Source organism: Mycobacterium sp. E2238 (assembly GCF_001672665.1).
Taxonomy (GTDB): domain Bacteria; phylum Actinomycetota; class Actinomycetes; order Mycobacteriales; family Mycobacteriaceae; genus Mycobacterium.
The window spans coordinates 1-16664 of record NZ_LZKF01000053.1 but is presented as its reverse complement, the minus strand read 5'-3'; the positions used below and the strand labels follow the sequence as shown (position 1 = coordinate 16664).

General features: G+C 64.8%; 19 protein-coding genes and 2 pseudogenes. 13 read left to right on the top strand and 8 right to left on the bottom strand.

Going from position 1 to position 16664, the window contains the following annotated elements; all coding sequences use genetic code 11:
* Positions 1-190: pseudogene (locus A5711_RS25970) on the bottom strand (mammalian cell entry protein); the annotation flags it as partial.
* A gap of 1 nt (position 191) precedes the next feature.
* Between A5711_RS25970 and A5711_RS04250 the strand changes: the two are divergent.
* The 3 genes and pseudogenes from A5711_RS04250 to A5711_RS04240 form a co-directional block, all read left to right on the top strand.
* Positions 192-731 (top strand): annotated as a pseudogene (locus tag A5711_RS04250) (mammalian cell entry protein); the annotation flags it as partial.
* Positions 728-1993 carry an MCE family protein gene (locus A5711_RS04245; protein WP_067944320.1) on the top strand — a complete coding sequence of 422 codons (1266 nt, stop codon included), beginning with the start codon at positions 728-730 and terminating at the stop codon, positions 1991-1993. The pseudogene A5711_RS04250 and the gene A5711_RS04245, both read left to right, overlap by 4 nt.
* Positions 1994-3733, top strand: a complete 1740-nt coding sequence (locus A5711_RS04240; protein ID WP_067944318.1) for an MCE family protein — start codon at positions 1994-1996, stop codon at positions 3731-3733. It abuts the gene before it with no gap.
* 34 nt (positions 3734-3767) lie between these two features.
* On the opposite strand, the gene A5711_RS04235 is transcribed toward A5711_RS04240, so the two are convergent.
* The 3 genes from A5711_RS04235 to A5711_RS04225 form a co-directional block, all read right to left on the bottom strand.
* The gene (locus A5711_RS04235) at positions 3768-4289 is read right to left on the bottom strand and encodes a hypothetical protein (RefSeq protein WP_067944334.1); all 522 of its coding nucleotides are present in this window, start codon (positions 4287-4289) and stop codon (positions 3768-3770) included.
* 134 nt (positions 4290-4423) lie between these two features.
* Positions 4424-5041 (bottom strand): hypothetical protein, encoded by a 618-nt coding sequence (locus A5711_RS04230; protein WP_067944316.1) that lies wholly within the window; start codon positions 5039-5041, stop codon positions 4424-4426.
* On the bottom strand, positions 5038-5835 hold the full coding sequence (locus tag A5711_RS04225) for a hypothetical protein (protein ID WP_067944313.1): 798 nt from the start codon (positions 5833-5835) through the stop codon (positions 5038-5040). The genes A5711_RS04230 and A5711_RS04225 overlap by 4 nt, the downstream gene beginning before the upstream one ends.
* 216 nt (positions 5836-6051) lie before the next feature.
* On the opposite strand from A5711_RS04225, the gene A5711_RS04220 reads away from it, so the two are divergent.
* Positions 6052-6432 carry a hypothetical protein gene (locus A5711_RS04220; protein ID WP_197501116.1) on the top strand — a complete coding sequence of 127 codons (381 nt, stop codon included), beginning with the start codon at positions 6052-6054 and terminating at the stop codon, positions 6430-6432.
* Between the two features lie 9 nt (positions 6433-6441).
* Here the strand turns inward: A5711_RS04220 and A5711_RS04215 are convergent, their stop codons facing one another.
* On the bottom strand, positions 6442-7044 hold the full coding sequence (locus A5711_RS04215; RefSeq protein WP_067944311.1) for a TetR/AcrR family transcriptional regulator: 603 nt from the start codon (positions 7042-7044) through the stop codon (positions 6442-6444).
* Positions 7045-7144: 100 nt separating this feature from the next.
* Between A5711_RS04215 and A5711_RS04210 the strand changes: the two genes are divergently transcribed.
* Genes A5711_RS04210 through A5711_RS04195 form a run of 4 tightly spaced genes read left to right on the top strand, consistent with a single transcriptional unit; the run spans position 7145 to position 9652 of the window.
* On the top strand, positions 7145-7930 hold the full coding sequence (locus A5711_RS04210; RefSeq protein WP_067944329.1) for a hypothetical protein: 786 nt from the start codon (positions 7145-7147) through the stop codon (positions 7928-7930).
* 5 nt (positions 7931-7935) lie between these two features.
* Positions 7936-8763 carry a hypothetical protein gene (locus A5711_RS04205; protein WP_067944326.1) on the top strand — a complete coding sequence of 276 codons (828 nt, stop codon included), beginning with the start codon at positions 7936-7938 and terminating at the stop codon, positions 8761-8763.
* On the top strand, positions 8763-9359 hold the full coding sequence (locus A5711_RS04200) for a cytochrome c oxidase subunit 3 family protein (protein WP_067944310.1): 597 nt from the start codon (positions 8763-8765) through the stop codon (positions 9357-9359). Before A5711_RS04205 ends, A5711_RS04200 begins: the two co-directional genes overlap by 1 nt.
* The gene (locus tag A5711_RS04195; RefSeq protein ID WP_067944324.1) at positions 9359-9652 is read left to right on the top strand and encodes a cytochrome C oxidase subunit IV family protein; all 294 of its coding nucleotides are present in this window, start codon (positions 9359-9361) and stop codon (positions 9650-9652) included. Before A5711_RS04200 ends, A5711_RS04195 begins: the two co-directional genes overlap by 1 nt.
* Position 9653: 1 nt before the next feature.
* On the opposite strand, the gene A5711_RS04190 is transcribed toward A5711_RS04195, so the two are convergent.
* Positions 9654-10949: a cytochrome P450 gene (locus tag A5711_RS04190; protein ID WP_067944308.1), complete on the bottom strand. Its 1296-nt coding sequence runs from the start codon at positions 10947-10949 to the stop codon at positions 9654-9656.
* Positions 10950-11144: 195 nt separating this feature from the next.
* Here A5711_RS04190 and A5711_RS04185 point away from each other — a divergent pair, with 195 nt between their 5' ends.
* Positions 11145-11846 (top strand): TetR/AcrR family transcriptional regulator, encoded by a 702-nt coding sequence (locus A5711_RS04185; protein WP_067944306.1) that lies wholly within the window; start codon positions 11145-11147, stop codon positions 11844-11846.
* Here the strand turns inward: A5711_RS04185 and A5711_RS04180 are convergent.
* Both A5711_RS04180 and A5711_RS04175 read right to left on the bottom strand, forming a co-directional pair.
* Complete coding sequence (locus A5711_RS04180; RefSeq protein WP_082953596.1) at positions 11762-12085, bottom strand: hypothetical protein; 324 nt, start codon at positions 12083-12085, stop codon at positions 11762-11764. The genes A5711_RS04185 and A5711_RS04180 overlap by 85 nt on opposite strands.
* 101 nt (positions 12086-12186) lie before the next feature.
* Entirely contained in the window at positions 12187-12933 is a 747-nt protein-coding gene (locus A5711_RS04175; RefSeq protein WP_067944302.1) for an enoyl-CoA hydratase/isomerase family protein, read from the bottom strand.
* A gap of 107 nt (positions 12934-13040) precedes the next feature.
* Here A5711_RS04175 and A5711_RS04170 point away from each other — a divergent pair, with 107 nt between their 5' ends.
* The 4 genes from A5711_RS04170 to A5711_RS04155 all read left to right on the top strand — a co-directional run.
* A complete protein-coding gene (locus A5711_RS04170) occupies positions 13041-13463 on the top strand; it encodes a lipoprotein LpqH (protein ID WP_067944301.1) in 423 nt (140 codons plus the stop codon).
* An 82-nt stretch (positions 13464-13545) separates the two neighbouring features.
* The gene (locus A5711_RS04165) at positions 13546-14736 is read left to right on the top strand and encodes an amidohydrolase family protein (protein ID WP_067944300.1); all 1191 of its coding nucleotides are present in this window, start codon (positions 13546-13548) and stop codon (positions 14734-14736) included.
* A 41-nt stretch (positions 14737-14777) separates the two neighbouring features.
* Positions 14778-16181 carry a FadD3 family acyl-CoA ligase gene (locus A5711_RS04160; RefSeq protein WP_067944299.1) on the top strand — a complete coding sequence of 468 codons (1404 nt, stop codon included), beginning with the start codon at positions 14778-14780 and terminating at the stop codon, positions 16179-16181.
* Positions 16178-16664 (top strand): fatty-acid--CoA ligase (locus tag A5711_RS04155; protein WP_067944322.1); only part of this gene is annotated, 487 nt, incomplete at its 3' end. The genes A5711_RS04160 and A5711_RS04155, both read left to right, overlap by 4 nt.

The window sequence follows — 16664 nt, the reverse complement described above, 5'->3', positions numbered from 1 at the left end:
ACCCGAAGCCGCCCACGATGGTTCCGGTGTCGGCGTTGTAGTCGTTGAAGAAGTTGCCGAGCGCGTTCGGCGAGGTGTGCAGGATGTTTTCCAGATCCATGTGGTGATCGACCAGGTTCTGCGTCACGTCGGCCAGCCGGGCGATCTGCTCGCTGGTCTGGTTGCGCGTCCCGGCGATGAAGCGCTGCACCTCGCCGAACGCGCTCGGCAACTTCTTCAACGACTACAACGCCGACACCGGAACCATCGTGGGCGGCTTCGGGATTATGAACTTCGCGAACCCGACGTGGGGCGGTCAGCTTCTGCTGTCCTTCCCGGGCTGCGACCAAATCGGAGCCATCGAGAACGTCACTGCGGTCGAATCGGGGAAGCTGTGTGCCCTATTTCTCGGTCCTGGCCTGCGGCTACTCAACTTCAACAACCTGCCAATTCCCATCAACATCTTCCTGCAGAAGTCCGTCGACCCGTCCAAAATCGTCTACAGCGAAGCCCGGCTGGCGCCCGGCGGTGAGGGCCCGAAACCTGGACCACCCGAAATCCCGCCCGCGGTGTCGGCCTACACCGGTTTGCCCGGTGATCCGGTTGGACCGCCGGGGGCGGTGCCGCCGGCGCCCATACCGGGCGCGGCGATGCCGCTGCCGCCCCCGCCGTCGACCCCGATGCCGCCACCTCCGCCCCCAGCGCAGAGCACGTCAGACATGCTGCTGCCGGCCGATCGGCCACAACAATGATCGCGCGGATCGCGGCGCGCCGGGTGTTTGCCATCGGCTGCTGTGTGGTGGTGACGGCGACGGGATGCGCATTCCACGGCCTGAATTCGCTGCCGCTGCCCGGCGCGGTCGGACGCGGGCCGGGGGCCAACATTTACCACGTCGAACTCCCGAATGTCGGCACGATGGAGTCGAATTCGCCGGTGATGATCGACGACGTCGTCGTTGGCAGCGTCGGCACGATGAGGGTGCAAGGCTGGCACGCGGACGTCGAGATCTCGGTGAAACGCGATGTCGTCGTCCCGGCCAACGTGGTGGCCACCGTCGGTCAGACCAGCCTGCTGGGGTCGATGCATGTGGAGCTGAATACGCCCCCCGGTCAACAGGGCAGCGGACGGCTGCAGCCGGGCGCCACCATCCCGTTGAGTCGGTCGTCCGCCTACCCATCGACGGAACAGACGCTGTCGTCGCTGGGCGCGGTCGTCAACGGCGGGGGGCTGGGACAGATCGGGGAGATCATCCACAATTTCTCCGCTGCTCTGTCCGGGCGCGAGGGCGCGGTACGTGACTTGATCACTCGTCTCGACACCTTCGTCGGAACGCTGGACGACCAGCGAAACAACCTCGTCGACTCCATCCAGGCGCTGAACCGGCTCGCCGGGACGTTCGCCGGCCAACGCGACGTTCTCACCCAGGCGCTGCAGAAGATTCCGCCCGCGCTCGATGTGCTGATCAAGGAGCGCCCACGGCTCACTGCCGCCCTGGACAAGCTCCGCGTCTTCAGCAACACCGCCACCCGATTGGTCAACGACACTCAGGCCGACCTGGTGAAGAATCTCAAGAACTTGGAGCCGACCATCAAGGCGCTCGCCGATGTCGGACCGGAGTTGGGCACGGCCGTCGCTGCTGGGTTCGTGTTCCCGTTCACCCAGAATTTCGTCGACCGGGCGGTCCGGGGCGACTACTTCAACCTGCACGTCGACCTGGATCTCTCGATTCCACGGCTCAAGCGAGGACTGATGCTGGGGACCCATTGGGGGCAGCTGGACCAGCCGGAGCCGCCAGCACCGGGGGAGCCGTATTACCTGAATTACACACACGATCCGCTGCATTCGCCCATCAGGCCGCCGTGGGTCGACCCGGCCAGCCTCCCCCCGCTGCCCGGGCCGCCGCCGGGTACGGCTCCGCTGCCCGGGCCGCCCCCGGCCGCGGCTCCGCCGGACGGGGCCCTTGGCCAAGCCCCGGCCCCCGCAGAGGCGCCACCGACGGGAGCGGGTGGATAGATGCTGACGCGCTTCGTTCGTATCCAGCTTGCGGTCTTCGCGATCGCGGGGACCGTCGGCGTGATCGCGATGGTGCTCTTCTACATCCAGGCGCCCACCCTGCTCGGCATCGGCCGGATGACGGTGACGCTGGAGCTGCCAGCCGCCGGTGGCCTGTACCGGTTCTCCAACGTGACCTACCGCGGGGTCCAGCTCGGCAAGGTTACCTCGGTGGGGCTGACTCCAACCGGCGCGAAAGCGACGCTGTCGCTTGCCACTTCGCCGAAGGTCCCCGCGGACCTGACAGCGGAGGTGCTCAGTGTTTCCGCGGTGGGTGAACAGTACGTCGACCTCCGGCCGAAGACCGATTCACCGCCCTACCTGCACGACGGTTCGGTAATCTCGGTGCGCGACAGCCGGATTCCGCAGCCGGTTGGCCCGATGCTCGACCAGCTCAATGCCTTGGTTCAGAGCATACCGAAGACCAAGCTCGGTCAGTTGCTCGACGAGTCCTTCCAGGGCTTCAATGGCGCCGGTTACGACCTGGGGTCACTGATCGATTCTTCGCAGACGTTGTCCCGCGACGCCAACGGCGTCGTCGATCGCACTCGGGCCCTGACCGAAGACACCGGGCCGCTACTGGACACCCAGGCGCAGACCACCGATTCGATCAGGACGTGGGCGCGTAGCCTCGCCGGCATCTCGGATGTGTTGGTGAACAACGATTCCCACTTCCGGACCATCCTGCAAAACGGCCCCGAGGCCGCGAACGAAGCTTCCCGTCTTCTTGAACAAATCAAACCGACGCTGCCGGTGCTGCTCGCCAACCTGACCACCATCGGGCAGATCGGCATCACCTACCACCCCTCGCTGGAGCAACTGCTGGTGCTGCTGCCCTCGGCGGTTGCCATCGAGCAGGCTGCTTCCCCCACCAATGATCCCGACGGTCTGGCCAAGGGCGACTTTGCGCTCACGATCGATGATCCGCCGATTTGTACTGTCGGATTCATGCCCCCCAACACGTGGCGATCCCCGGACGATCTCACCGACATCGACACCCCGGACGGGTTGTATTGCAAACTCCCGCAGGACTCACCGCTTTCGGTTCGCGGTGCCCGCAACTATCCCTGCATGGGCCACCCGGGCAAGCGCGCGCCCACCGTCGAAATCTGCAACAGCGACAAACCGTACATGCCGCTGGCGATGCGCCAGCACGTCCTCGGCCCCTATCCGCTGGACCCCAACCTGCTCTCCCAGGGCGTCCCGCCCGACGACCGGATCACCTCCAACGACAGAATCTTCGGCCCGGTGGAGGGAACGCCGCTGCCGCCGGGGGCGGTGCCGCGCGGCACACCGGCGGGGCCGCGGGGGGAAAATCCACCACCGGGAACGGTTGGAGCGGCTGTACCGCCCGCACCGTCGTCGGGACCACCTCCGCTGGCGCCCATGTCGAGAATGTCGGCTGACCTTCCGCCCATAGCGCCACTGGACGTTCCTGCGGCCGGCGAACTTCCTCCGCCCCCCGCCGCGCCCGCTCCTCCCGACGCCGCGCCGGCAGATGCGGGCGGCGGCGGTGGGCCGCAGGCGGCGCCGAGCTCATTCGGTGGTGGGGCCGGCAAGCCAGTGCCGCCGTCCGTCACCATCGCCCGGTATGACCCGCATACGGGTCGTTACGTCGGTCCGGACGGCAAGTTGTACCAGCAGTCGGATCTCGTTGCCCCGAAAGCACCCAAGACGTGGCAGGACATGCTCCCAACCTGAGGCCGCCCCGAAAAGTAAAGCTACGAAGGCCCGGTCAGCTCAGCTTGTCCAGGCGCAACGGCATCGTGATGTCAAGCCACTGGTTTTGCCCGCACGCACCGGACGGGCCGACCGTCTTGTCCTTTCCGGCGTAGGTCGACGACCCGAGCTGGTAGCCGCCGTATTGGTTGACCGGATAGAAGAAAAAGGTCTGCTGTCCGTTGAACGCGGTGCCGTCCTCGCATCGCTCCCAGTTCGGCACCTCGCGTTTGGCCTTCCACATCTCCCCGTCGTTCATGTAGAGAGGCGCCGTCCAGCCCTGGTCGCTGCTCAACGTGCCGTGGCATTCCTGGAACGTCTCGCATGTCGAGCTGATCGTCCACGTCTGGACGACCGTCGGCTCCCCGAAGTACTGATCGTTGCGCTGGGCATAATCGCCGATGGATGTAACGCGGAACGTGCCGTTGACGGCGACTTCTTCCTTGGTTGTCGCCCGAGCGATGGATGCCGTGCCCACACCACCAAATACGGTGGCAGCGACCAGCGTTGCGGTGGTGAGTGTTCGAACTGATCGCATCAGGCGCTCCTTGACCCGCTTCAACTAACCGCCATTGTTAATGCGGTATCAACATTGCGTGCGGCTATTCGTGTAATGAGATTAACACCGCTTCCGCTCCGACAAAATGGCGATCGAACCAAAATGGAAAGGGCTCACGCCAGCGGTTCCAACTTCGAGATCAGCCAGGAGCCCTTGACTTTCGTCAAGGTCACCCGGGCGCCGTTCGCGGTTGTCTGCGGTTCTGGCTTTTCCTTGCTTGTGGCGGTCTGGTTGATGAACACCAGCACCACTGCCGAATTCGGGTGCAGCTCCATAACCGCGGCCCGAACCACCTTGGCTGTCTCCGTGACGTGCTTCTGCTGTGCCAGCGCGGCGATCTGTTCTGTGAACTTGGTGTAGTAGGCGAGAAAATTACCGGTGAGATATGACTTCGCCTTGGTGAAATCACGGTTCAGGTGGTCGGGAGCGTACGACAGCACCGCCACCGAACCTTCTGACGCAGCCTGGATTGCCCGGCGTGCCGCCGCGTCGCCGACCTCTTGATCCGGCCGGTAGAGATGGAGGTACAGACCGGCGGCGACGCCCATCGCGGTAACGACCAACACGGTCGCAACTATCGAACGGCATCTCGCCAGGCACCGTAGGCTCCAGCGCTTGATCGTGGCCCGTCGGTTGTCGGGAGCCGATCCGGCGGAAGCCGATGACGACCCCGTCTCATCGGACGGTGCGGATTCCATGCTGTCCAGCGACGGCCCGGGCTCGACAGTCATGACAGGAAATCAACTTTCGACATCTTGAGCTGCCCGCCTGCGCGGTCCATCGTGACGCTGAGCCGAAATAAAGCCGGTGGCGGTTTGGCGTTATCCGGCCCGATGGCATCGGTTTTCGCCGCCACGAGCACGACTCCAGAATTGTCGCCCAACGACTCGACAGCGACGGCTTCCACGGTCACCTTGCTGCCGACCTTCGTGTCCTCTGCCTTCTTGACCATGAGCAGCGACATCGCCGACAGTTGGCTGTTGAGGTCACCGGTGGAGGCATCGATCATGCGCTCAACATCCCTCTTGGCATGATCGGGGTCGATCGACATCAGCGCCGTAACCCCTTGCCGGGCTGCGGAAGTGAACTCTGCCGCGAGCCGTTGCTTGTGCACCGTGGTGCGGTGCTGCGACACCATGTAACCGCTCGCTGCGAGGGAAGCGGAGAAGAGCGCGATGCCGACGGCGGTGGCTATGGTCTTCCGCCTCGGGCGCCGGAGCCACCGTGGCCGCCGCGGCAACCGTAGTCGTGCCCGGATCGACTTTGCGGGCCGCTGCTCGGCATCCTGGGAAGCGGCGTGGTCGTCCGCTTTCTCGGTTTCGGCTGCCCCGCGCAGCCGGGCGAGGCGTGCCCGAGCCGCCTGGGCGCGCGCTTCCGCCTCGGCAACTTCGTCTTCCGGATCGATTTCCGGGATGGGCGCCACCGCGCCGGAGGCGACCCCTGAGCGCGACTGTGTTTCGTCGGGATCGGTGACGTCCGCCGGGTCATCGAACTGGTCGGCGTCGGGCCCCTCCGGATCGTGCACGGAGAAGCAGCTTATCACTTCGGCCCGGCCTCAACCGTGGCATCGGCCGCCGCCTTGGTGCCCCCCACATGCGGAAATGCGCGGTCGTCGCGGGGCGGGACGGCACCCCGCCGCGGTAGCCCGGCGCCGACGCCGTTCGGTCCGGGTGATCTTCTCCAAGGAGGAGAATTTTCTTTTCAGGTGTGGCAAAGTAATCGGGTGCGATTCATCGTGGCGATGGCTGCCGCGTTGCTCGGCGCCGGTGTGCTGGCGGCGCCGTCGTCGGCCGGGCCGACCGTTTGTGACTACCCCGCCTGCACCCCGGGCATCATGCCGCATCAGGTTTTGGGCGCGCCCTGTGACAACACCACCTACTACGCGTTCGGTGTAACCGACGGTTACGTTTCGTTCGCCTCGGAGCCCGGACGTCTGATGTTCTGCGGCTCGCCGAGGAGATACCAGCCGCGTTGGTTCCGGTCACCTCCGATGGCGGGAGTCAAGGACGAAGGCGCCGACTGCCAGAATTACCAGAACTACGTCGCGCAAGCGCCCGATGGCCTGTTCCTGATCTGTTTTGCCCACGACGGCGTTATGACCTGGGTCCGCGCCGACACCTAGCCGCTCTGGTCAGCCTTGGGGTCCCCGGGGCAGACCTAGCAGGCGCCGGCTCAAGTCGGTAACCCTGGCGAGCAAAGTGCCGTCGTCGATGTCTTCCACCAGCGGATGCATGACGGCGGTGGCGAGCGCGCCGGAGAACATGGCGGCCTCGATCCGCCCGTCCAGGCCCGCATCGCTCAGCAGCACCCGGTACAGGCGATTCATGAAAAATTGAAACGGCTTGTGCTCGGCCAGCAATCGAACGACCACAGGATCGAATTGCAGCGTGCGCACCAACCGGCGATCGCGAACGGCCATCTCAATCACGCGTACCAACAACGCATCTCGTGCTTGAGGCCCGTCGCCGTATGCCTCGGCCTCCTCGAGTGCCGGCTCGAGCCGGCCGAGCTCGCGCTCGGTCACGGCGATGACGATTTGCTCTTTGGTCCGGAATTGGTGGTAGACAGCGGCTTTCGTTATACCGACGGAGTCCGCGATCATCTGTAACGACGTACCGCTGACACCGTGCGTGGCGAACAGATCCAACGCGGCGTCGAGTACTCGCGTCCGGGCCGCGCTGTGCTCGATCAGCCCGAATTGTCCACCGGTGACCGGTTGGCGTGCTGTTCCCACCCACTGAGACTAGACGACGATATTGACTCCAAGCTAGCCGATCGGCTAGCTTCGGCTGACTAGCCGGGTGGTGACGGATCTCGTGCGGGAGGGAGCGCTGATGTCCGACGTCGACGGTGGCGATGCACGAGGCCAGGGGCTGACGCGGCCCGCGCCGCGCCGGACCGACGGCGAGCTGATCCTGCTCTGGACGCTGCCGATGGCGCTGCTGCTATGGGTCGCCTCGTTCCTTCTGTTTCCGGGCTTCAACCCGCCGATGTCGCCCACGATGCCGGCGGACCAGGTTGCCGCTTTCTATCGCGATCCGGCACACCTCCCGGAGATCCGGTACAGCATGATTCTGTTCAACTGGTTTGGCGTGTGCCTGGTGCCGATTCTGGCTCTCATCGTCTTGCAGATCCGCCGAATGGCTCATCGCACACCGATCTTCTCCTACGCGATGCTGGGCTGCGTGGCAGGCGGCCCGACTCTTTTCCTCGTTGCGAACGTCTGCTGGTTGCTGGCCGCCTTCCGCCCGGAACGCAGCCCGGAGCTGACCCAGCTGCTCAACGATTTCGGTTGGATGACCTTCACCATCCTGGTCCCGTTCTTGATCGGGCAAAGCGTAATCCTGTCCCTCGCAATCTATTTCGACGATCAACCGCGCCCGGTCTTCAACCGTTGGGTGGCCCATTTCAACCTCCTGGTGGCGGTCGCACTGGTGCCCGCGGCCTTCGTCGGTATCTCACTGACCGGCCCGCTGGCCTGGGACGGCTTCCTGTCCTTCTGGGTGAAAAACGTTGCCATTGCCGTCTGGATCGTCGTGATGGGCGTGGTGTTGGGACAAGCCATCTATCGGGAACGCGCCGAGAACCGAGGGCAGCCGGGCGAACTGGTCACCGCGTGAGCGGCGTGACCGCGGCGCCGAAGTCCCTGGCGACGCCGCCCCAGGGCCCACCGCATCAACGAATCGCATGGCATCTGCGGCACAATCCCAAGCGCGAGCTCTGGTTGGCGTGGTGGACGATGATCGTGTTCTACAACGTCTTCTTCCCGATGTTCTTCGTCGTGGCGCAAGTCCAGCCGCCGCCGCAGCCCACCTGGGACCTCGCGACGCAGGTCCACTGGTTCTCTGAACGCCACTTAGGCATACCTTTTGGCTTCGGTGTCATCTTCGCCATCAGCGGGATGATCGCGATCAACAATGCCCTCATCGCGTACTCGATGCGACGCATGTCCGTCAGCCGCGCGTTCGGCTATTCGTATCTGATCATCTATTCGCTCAGTGCGGTTCCCGGGATGCTGCTGCTCTGCATCGCGCTGATCGTCGGGACCCTGCGACCGGAACGTGACCCCGAAGCGATCGGATGGCTCTACGACTTCGCCTTCTTGTCGTTCGACGGGACGATGGGAGTGTTCCTGATCGGCTCGCTGATCTGGATGGTCGCGATTCTGCTCGACAAGAATCGGGTGTTCCCTAAGTGGTTTGGCTATCTCAATCTGTGCAACGCCCTGACCGAGGTTGTCGTGTCACCGTGCTGGATCTTCCAGCGGGGTGTGTTGGCCTGGAACGGTCAGATCGCTTGGTGGTTGGACATGGTCGTGTTCGGCGTCTACCAGGTGACTTTCATCGTCATGCTCTTTCAAATGATTCGCCGTGAGGACTTCGGCACCGGGCCGCTGCCCGAGCTGCCGCGTAGATGGAAAGCCGGGCACGCCGATGTCAGGGCCGCGGCCTGATGGCTGAGCTCAGCGAAGCGCCCCAAAGTGCCCGATTCGTGCCGGGGCAACCCGACATGTGGGCGTTCGTGTTGTTCGAGACGCTGGTTTTCACAGGGTATTTCGGCTTTTACCTGTTCTACCGCGCCCGAAGTCCCGAGCTCTTCCTGCACGCGCAGGCCCACCTCGACCTACGTGTCGGGGTTGTCAACACCCTGGTTCTGCTGCTGAGCTCCTGGTCGGTGGCGCGTTGTGTCCAGTCGGCGCGGGCCGGTGCCTACCGCGCGGCGCTGCGCGAGGTGTTCATCACGGCCGCATTCGCAGCGGTTTTCCTCTTCTTCAAGGTCTTCGAGTGGGCCCGCTTGGTGCGCACGGGAAATGGATTGGACAGCAACGACTTCTTCACCTACTACTTCTTTCTCACCGGCATCCACTTCGTGCACCTGTTGATCGGCTTCGTCGCCCTCGGCGTCATCGTCTACCAACTTCGCGAAAAGACCCGAAAGGCGCACGAAGCAAACGAATCGCAGCAGCTCGTCGAAACCTGCGCTACCTATTGGCACACCGTTGATTTCCTGTGGGTGCTGATTTTTGCGCTGCTCTACGTGGTGAGGTGATCGGAATCAAATTCAACAAACGACTGCTGATGGTATGGACGATCCTGGCGGCCCTCACCCTCGGCTACCTGTGGATAGACCACTCCGCGGGAGGCCGGGCCGGCACGCTGAAGTCCAGCGCGGTGGTCACGTCGAGCGTCATAGTGATCGCACTTGTCAAGGTGCGCATCATCTTTCGTGAGTTCATGGAGGTCCGAAACGCTCCGGTGCTGCTGTGCCGGCTTACCGACGCGTGGGTGGTGCTGATGGCCGCCGCCCTGCTCGGCTGTTACTTCGTCGGCATGACGCTTTGACTCAGCCCACGGACGCGATCGCGTCCGCGGTGGTGAATTTCAGGTGCAGTTCGCTCAGGCCCCGCAAGATGTAGGTCGGCTCGTAGGTGTAGCGACGATCGGCGGCCGGCCCGTGATGGACCTCGTTGATTTCGATGTGCGGCATCCGGTCCAGGATCCGTTCGATCGAGACACGCCCCTCCACGCGGGCGAGCGGCCCACCGGGACACGAGTGCACGCCCCGCGCAAACGCCATGTGTTCGCGAACGTTCTTGCGGCGCAAGTCGAACTCGTGCGGGTTGTCGAACCGGCGGGGGTCGCGGTTGGCGGCGCCCGGTAGCACCATCACCACGGTGCCGGCGGGGATCTCGACACCGCCGACGCTCGTTGCCCGGCGGGCCAGACGCGAATCGCTCTTGACGGGGCTGTCCATGCGCAGCGATTCCTCGATGAACGCGGGGATCAGGCTGCGGTCCTCGCGCACCTGTTGCTGGATCTCGGGGCGATCGCCGAGCACCTGCAGGGCGGCGCTGAGCAGCTTGGCGGTGGTCTCCTGTCCGGCGGCGAAGAGGAACGTTGCCGAGCGGACCACCTCGATCACCGGTGGCGTCGAGCCGTCCGGATACTTCGCTTCCGCCAGGAAGGTCAGCACGTCGCCGCGGGGCGAGCGCCGCCGATCCTCGATGTAGTTGCAGAACTTGTCGTCGAGCCACTCCAGTGGGTTGATACCGACCGACTCGTGATCCAACGCGCCCACCCGCGCTTCGGGGCGATCGGCGCCCAAGACCTTGCGAAACTCCTTGTGATCGGATTCCGGCACGCCGAGTAGGTCGGCAATCACCAAGGTGGCGAAGGGCTTTGAGTACTCGGCGATGAACTCGCACTCGCCGTTGCGCAGGAACTCGTCTAGCTGGCGGTCGGCGAGCCGCCACATGAACTCCTCGTTTTGCTTCAGCCGGCTTGGAGTCAGCAGCTTGGCCAGCACGGAGCGGGCCTTGGTGTGCTCCGGCGGATCCATGGTGACCATGTGCTCGAACATCGGAAAAGAGCTGCGGTGCGCATCGATCTGGGGACCGATGTCGTCGCCTTCGGGCGTGAAGGGCAGCGGCGGGAACGGTCCGCCGAGGGCGACGATGTTGGAGAACGTCTCCGGATCCTTGTAGACCTCGCAGGCCTCGTCGTAACCGGTGACCGCGACGACGCCGTAGTGCGGCAGCCGCAGCACCGGGTTCTGACCGCGCAGGTAGTCGAAGTAAGGGTGCGGATCTGGGACCAGGGACGGATCGGTGAAGAAGTCGATCGACTCATAGTCACTCATCGGATTGCGTCTCCCCTGGGCTGGATTACCGGCGGTGTACGGCGGCAGGTTTGGCGCCGCCCGATTTCGAGAACCGAAATTGTGCTGAGCACCTGCTTAGCATGACGGTAATGTCAGGGTCAAGATCGAGGGCGCCGCACCGCGATACGATCCGTGGGGTCGATACGGGGATGGCACACACTACGGAGCGGGGACATGACATCGGCTCGCAGGATTGGAGCGCCGGACGCGAAGAATCGCGGCCTGCTGCTCGACGCGGCCGAACAGCTGATGCTGGAAGAGGGCTACGCCGCCGTCACGTCGCGTCGCCTCGCCGGCAAGGCCGGGCTGAAGCCCCAGTTGGTGCACTACTACTTCCGCACCATGGAGGACCTGTTCCTCGAAGTCTTCCGGCGCCGCGCCGAGGAAGGCCTGCGGTTTCAGGCCGCAGCGCTGCAGTCGCCGCAGCCGTTGTGGGCGCTGTGGAGATTCGGCACCGATCCGGGGTTCACCCGCATCTCCATGGAATTCATGGCGCTGGCGAACCATCGCAAGGAGATGCGAGCCGAAATCGCTTACTACGCCGAGCGTTTCCGTGACGAACAGCGCGAAGCGGTGGCGGCCGCGCTGCAACGCTACGGCGAGGACACCTCCGAGATGCCGCCGGTGGTCTGGACGGTGCTGATGACCAGCCTGTCGCGGATGCTGGTGCTCGAGCAGGCGATCGGCATGTCCGGCGGGCACGCCGAAACCATGGCGCTGGTCGAGAGCCACCTGCGCCGCCTGGAAGGCGAGCCGCAACCCATCCCCGGTATGCCGCGTGCCTGGGTGGTTCACCAGTTGCGCAGCGAACAGAGCACGCCCTTGGGGCCGTCCTTGGATACCACGACGGACCCGTCGACCGCCAAGTCGCAGTGAAGCCCAGGCGTGCCGGGCTCGGTGCCCGTGCTCGCCACGACCATCGCGTAATCATTGGGGTCCGACATGTCCAGATCGAAGCTCCACGGTTTGCCCGGGGCCAGGTCGACATCGACATGCGGTGTGAACGAGTAGGGGTTGTGGCTGTAATCGGAGAACTTCTCCGGCTGGTGGTCCAGGTAGTAAATGTCGGTGTAGATGGGATTCTGCGCGGTGACCGTGTAGGTGACGTGATGCATGACCGGGTCGGCATGGGCGTGGCCGGCGCTCACGAGTGAACCGGTCGCACCCGCCAGCGCTGCCGACAAAGACAGTGCGCACACGCCCAACCGTCTGACCGTCATTTCGCTCCTCCGGCCGCCCGTCGCGCACTCGTCGTGCGGTTCATCACCCGCTCTGCGGCCCGCCAGTGTGCGTCGGCAACCCACAGCCGTGCGAAGGATGCTATCGCTTCGTCCGCCGAAACTCCGCTGATCACGCGCTTTATCTCGGTTGCGGGGTGGCGGGCCAGCGACCTCGCGATGGACTGCCATCCTTCGTCGAAGGACGCGCGGGGGAACACCCGGTCCACCAAGCCGATTCGCTCGGCCTCGTCCGCGGTGAGGGCGGTGCCGGTGCCGGCCAACAACAGCGCCCGGCTCTTTCCGACCAGCTCCGCCAGCCGCTCGGCGCCGCCCCAGGCCGGCATGATCTCGAGGTCCACCTGATTGAAGGCGATCTTGATGTCGTCGGCCGCCAGCCGGATGTCGGCGGCGACGGCAACCTCGGCGCCGCCGCCGAAGGCGTGGCCGTTCAGCGCGGCGATCACCGGGGCCGGGAAGCTGGCCAGTTGGTCACAAATCGCGCGCATCCGCTTGGCCATTGCCGCGGCATCCTCTTCGGTCCGCAGAGCGCGCAGCTCTTTGAGGTCGCCGCCGGATACAAAAGCCCGATCACCGGCCCCCTTGATCACCAGGGTCTTGGCGCCCGCCGCGGCGTCGAGCGCCTTCTCCAGCTGCTGCATGGTGTCCAGCGCGATGGCATTGCGCGCGTGCGGGCGATCGATGGTCAGCACCGCTAACCCGTCATCGATCTCCAGGTCCACCATGCGTGATCGCTCCTTGGAAAGACAGACGGGATTGGCATTCTCTCGGTGCGAGAATAACATCGTCGCCGCAGGCCGAAGAGCTATCGTCAGCGAAGACAGGGGCGCCCATGCGGGATCGAATTGCGGCAATGCTCGCGGCGTCACTGGGGGTCACCATGCTCGGCGCATGCACCCCGCGGCCGCCGACCCAAATCTCCAGCACCGCCTCCGTGACCGTCAATGGGACCGACACGAAGTTCAACGTCGTCAAATGCGGTCAGCGGGAGTGGACCCGGACGATCGACATCGGCGGCGACTTCTCCGGAGCAAATGTCGTGATCGACGAGCGAGCCGACCCGGTTTCCGCCGAGTCGGTCCACATCCGCAATCTGGGCAACTTCACCGGCATGTACTCGCGCGGGGGCGAAGGTGACGCGGACATGAGTCTGAACGGCGGCAGGTTCACCATCACCGGCACCGCACACGGCTCCAAGGCCGACAAACCCAGCGAACCCACCACGGCCACCTTCAAAATCGTCATCGCTTGCTGATCCGCCCCTGGCGATCCAGGGGTGCGTTGCGGTTCGACACCTGCAGAGAATACAATTCTCAAAAATTGCGAAGGAGGATTTCATGGGCCAGTTGTCGCACAGGGTGGACGTCCCGTTCCCGATCTTTGACGCCGATAACCATCTCTACGAGCCGCCGGAGGCGCTGACCAAGTTCCTGCCCAAGGAGTACAAGGACTACGTCCAGTACGTGCAGATCAACGGTCGCACCAAGATCGCCATCCGCGGCCAGATCAGCAACTACATTCCCAACCCGACCTTCGAGGTCGTCGCCAGGCCCGGGGCCTGGGAGGAGTACTTCAAGTACGGCAACCCCGAGGGCAAGAGCAAGCGCGAGCTGTTCGGCGAGCCGATGCGCGCGATCCCGGCGTTCTTCGAACCCGGCCCACGCCTGGAGACGATGAACGAGCTGGGCCTGGACAAGACCCTGATGTTCCCGACCTTGGCCAGCCTCCTGGAGGAGCGGCTGCGTGACGACCCGGTAGCCATCCACGTCCTGATCCATGCGCTGAACGAGTGGCTGGACGAGGTCTGGGGCTTCAACTACCAGAACCGCATCTTCACCACCCCGGTCATCACCCTGCCCATCGTCGAAAAGGCGATCGAGGAGCTGGAGTGGGCGGTCAAGCGTGGCGCCCGCGCGATCCTGGTCCGCCCGGCGCCGGTCCCCGGTTTCCGCGGTCCGCGGTCGTTCGCGGTACCCGAGTTCGACCCGTTCTGGGAGCGGGTCGTCGAGCACGACGTGCTGGTGGGCATGCACTCCAGCGACAGCGGCTACTCGCGGTACACCTCCGAGTGGGACGGCGCCGAGCAGGAGATGCTGCCGTTCCAGACCAACGCGATGGGCATCCTCAACGAGTGGCGGCCCATCCAGGACGCGGTGGGCTCGTGGGTCATCCACGGCGCGCTGTATCGCCACCCGAAGCTGAAGGTCGCGATCGTCGAGGCCGGTTCGAAGTGGATGACCCCGCTGCTGGACGGCCTCGCCGAGGTCTTCCGCAAGGCCCCGGAAGCGTTCCCCAGCGACCCGGTCGAGATGGTGAAGAGTCGGATTCACGTCAGCCCGTTCTTCGAGGACGGCATCGACGACCTGGTCAACCTCGTCGGTGTGGATCAGGTGCTCTACGGCTCGGACTGGCCGCACCCGGAGGGGCTGGCGGAGCCGACCTATTACATCGAGGCGTTGTCGCACCTGTCGACCGACGACCAGGCGAAGATCATGGGCGGCAACCTCGCTCGGCTCGTCACGGTGTGACAGACCGGCCAATCGGACCTGACTGGCAGACCATCCCCGAGATGGTCTTGAGCGCGGCGGACCGCTTCGGCGACACGGAAGCGATCGTGGACGGTCCGCTGCGCTTCACCTTCTCCGAAGTGGTGGCGCGAATCCGTTGCGCCGCAGGTGCCTTCGCTGAGCTCGGGATCGGAAAGGGTGATCGGGTCGCCATCTGGGCGCCCAACTCGGCGGAGTGGATAATCGCGGCCTTCGGACTGCTCACCGCAGGCGGCGTGCTGGTTCCGGTCAACACCCGGTTCAAGGCCGACGAAGCCGGCGACATCATCACCCGCAGCAAGGCAAAGGCCGTCCTGGTCCAGAAGGGCTTTCTCGGGCAGGATTACACCGCGCCCGCCGGGATACCGGCCATCGATCTGAAATCCGGCTTTCTCTCCGGCGGCTCCCCGTTCGAATGCGCGGTGGGTGGCACCGACATTGCCGACGTCATCTTCACCTCGGGCACGACCGGCCGCCCGAAGGGCGCGATGATGAACCATCGCCAGACGCTGCGGATGTACGAGGAGTGGGCGACGCTCGCGGATCTGCGCCCGGGTGACCGCTATTTGCAGATCAACCCGTATTTCCACACGTTCGGCCTGAAAGCGGGGCTGATCACGTCGTTTCTTCGCGGTGCGACCATGCTGCCCGTCGCGGTTTTCGACGTCGACACGGTGGTGAATCTCGTTGAGCGCGAACGTGTCACGATGCTGCCCGGTCCGCCGACGCTGTACCACTCGTTGCTGACGGTCGGCGACAAGTCCAAGCTCTCGACGCTGCGGGCGGGCGTGACCGGCGCGGCCGACATCCCCGTGGAACTGGTCCGTCGCATCCACGGCGAATTGCCCTTCCAGACGTTGATGACCGGGTACGGACTGACCGAGGCGGGCAACGTCACCCTGTCTAGGCCCGGCGATTCGTTCGAGGACGTGGCCACCACCGCGGGGCTGCCGTGCGAGGGGGTAGAGGTGCGCATCGCCGGGGACGGCGAAGTGCTGGTCCGCGGCTACGGCGTCATGCAGGGATACCTGGACGACCCGGAGGGCACCGCCGCGGCGATCGACACGGACGGTTGGTTGCACACGGGCGATCTGGGCCGCCTCGACGCGTCGGGCCGGCTCCGGATCAATGGCCGCAAGAAGGACATGTTCATCGTGGGCGGGTTCAACGCCTACCCGGCGGAGATCGAGGGCTACCTACTGGAGCATCCGGCGGTGGCGCAAGCCGCGGTCGTCGGTGTCCCCGATGACCGGCTCGGCCAGGTGGGCAAGGCCTTCGTGGTAACGAAAACGCAGGTGTCCGAGGATGACCTGCTGATATGGTGCCGAGAGCGGATGGCTGGATTCAAAGCGCCGAGATCCATCCAGTTTCTCGACGAGCTGCCGCTCAATGCCACCGGGAAAGTGATGAAGGATCAACTCCGTTGAGTGACGGCGACATTCATTCGATGGTGATCGCGTCGGACTACCGCGTTCCGGATCCCAGCCGGGTATGGCCTCTGCTCGAGCGCAGGAAAGCCGCCCTGGCCGACATCGGCGCCCACCACGTCCTGGTCTACACCTCGACGCACGACTACGGCCGCGTGCTGGTGATGATCGGAGTCCACAGCCGCGAGCCGATTGTGGAGCTGCTGCGCTCGCGGGTCTTCTTCGACTGGTTCGACGCGGCAGGCGTCGACGACATCCCGGCGGTCTTCGCCGGCGAGATCGTCGACAGGTTCGTCCGGGCGCCGGCCGCGACGCCCGAGGCACCCGGCGTCGTGGTCGCCACCATCGCCTCCGTGCACGACGTGTCCGCGCTGGCCGCCGAAGTCGCTTCGGCCACCGACAGATTCGTCGCGGCCGGCATCCGCAAGACCTGGATCTTCCAGGCCTTCGACGATGAGCACGAGGTGCTGATCATGTCGGAGC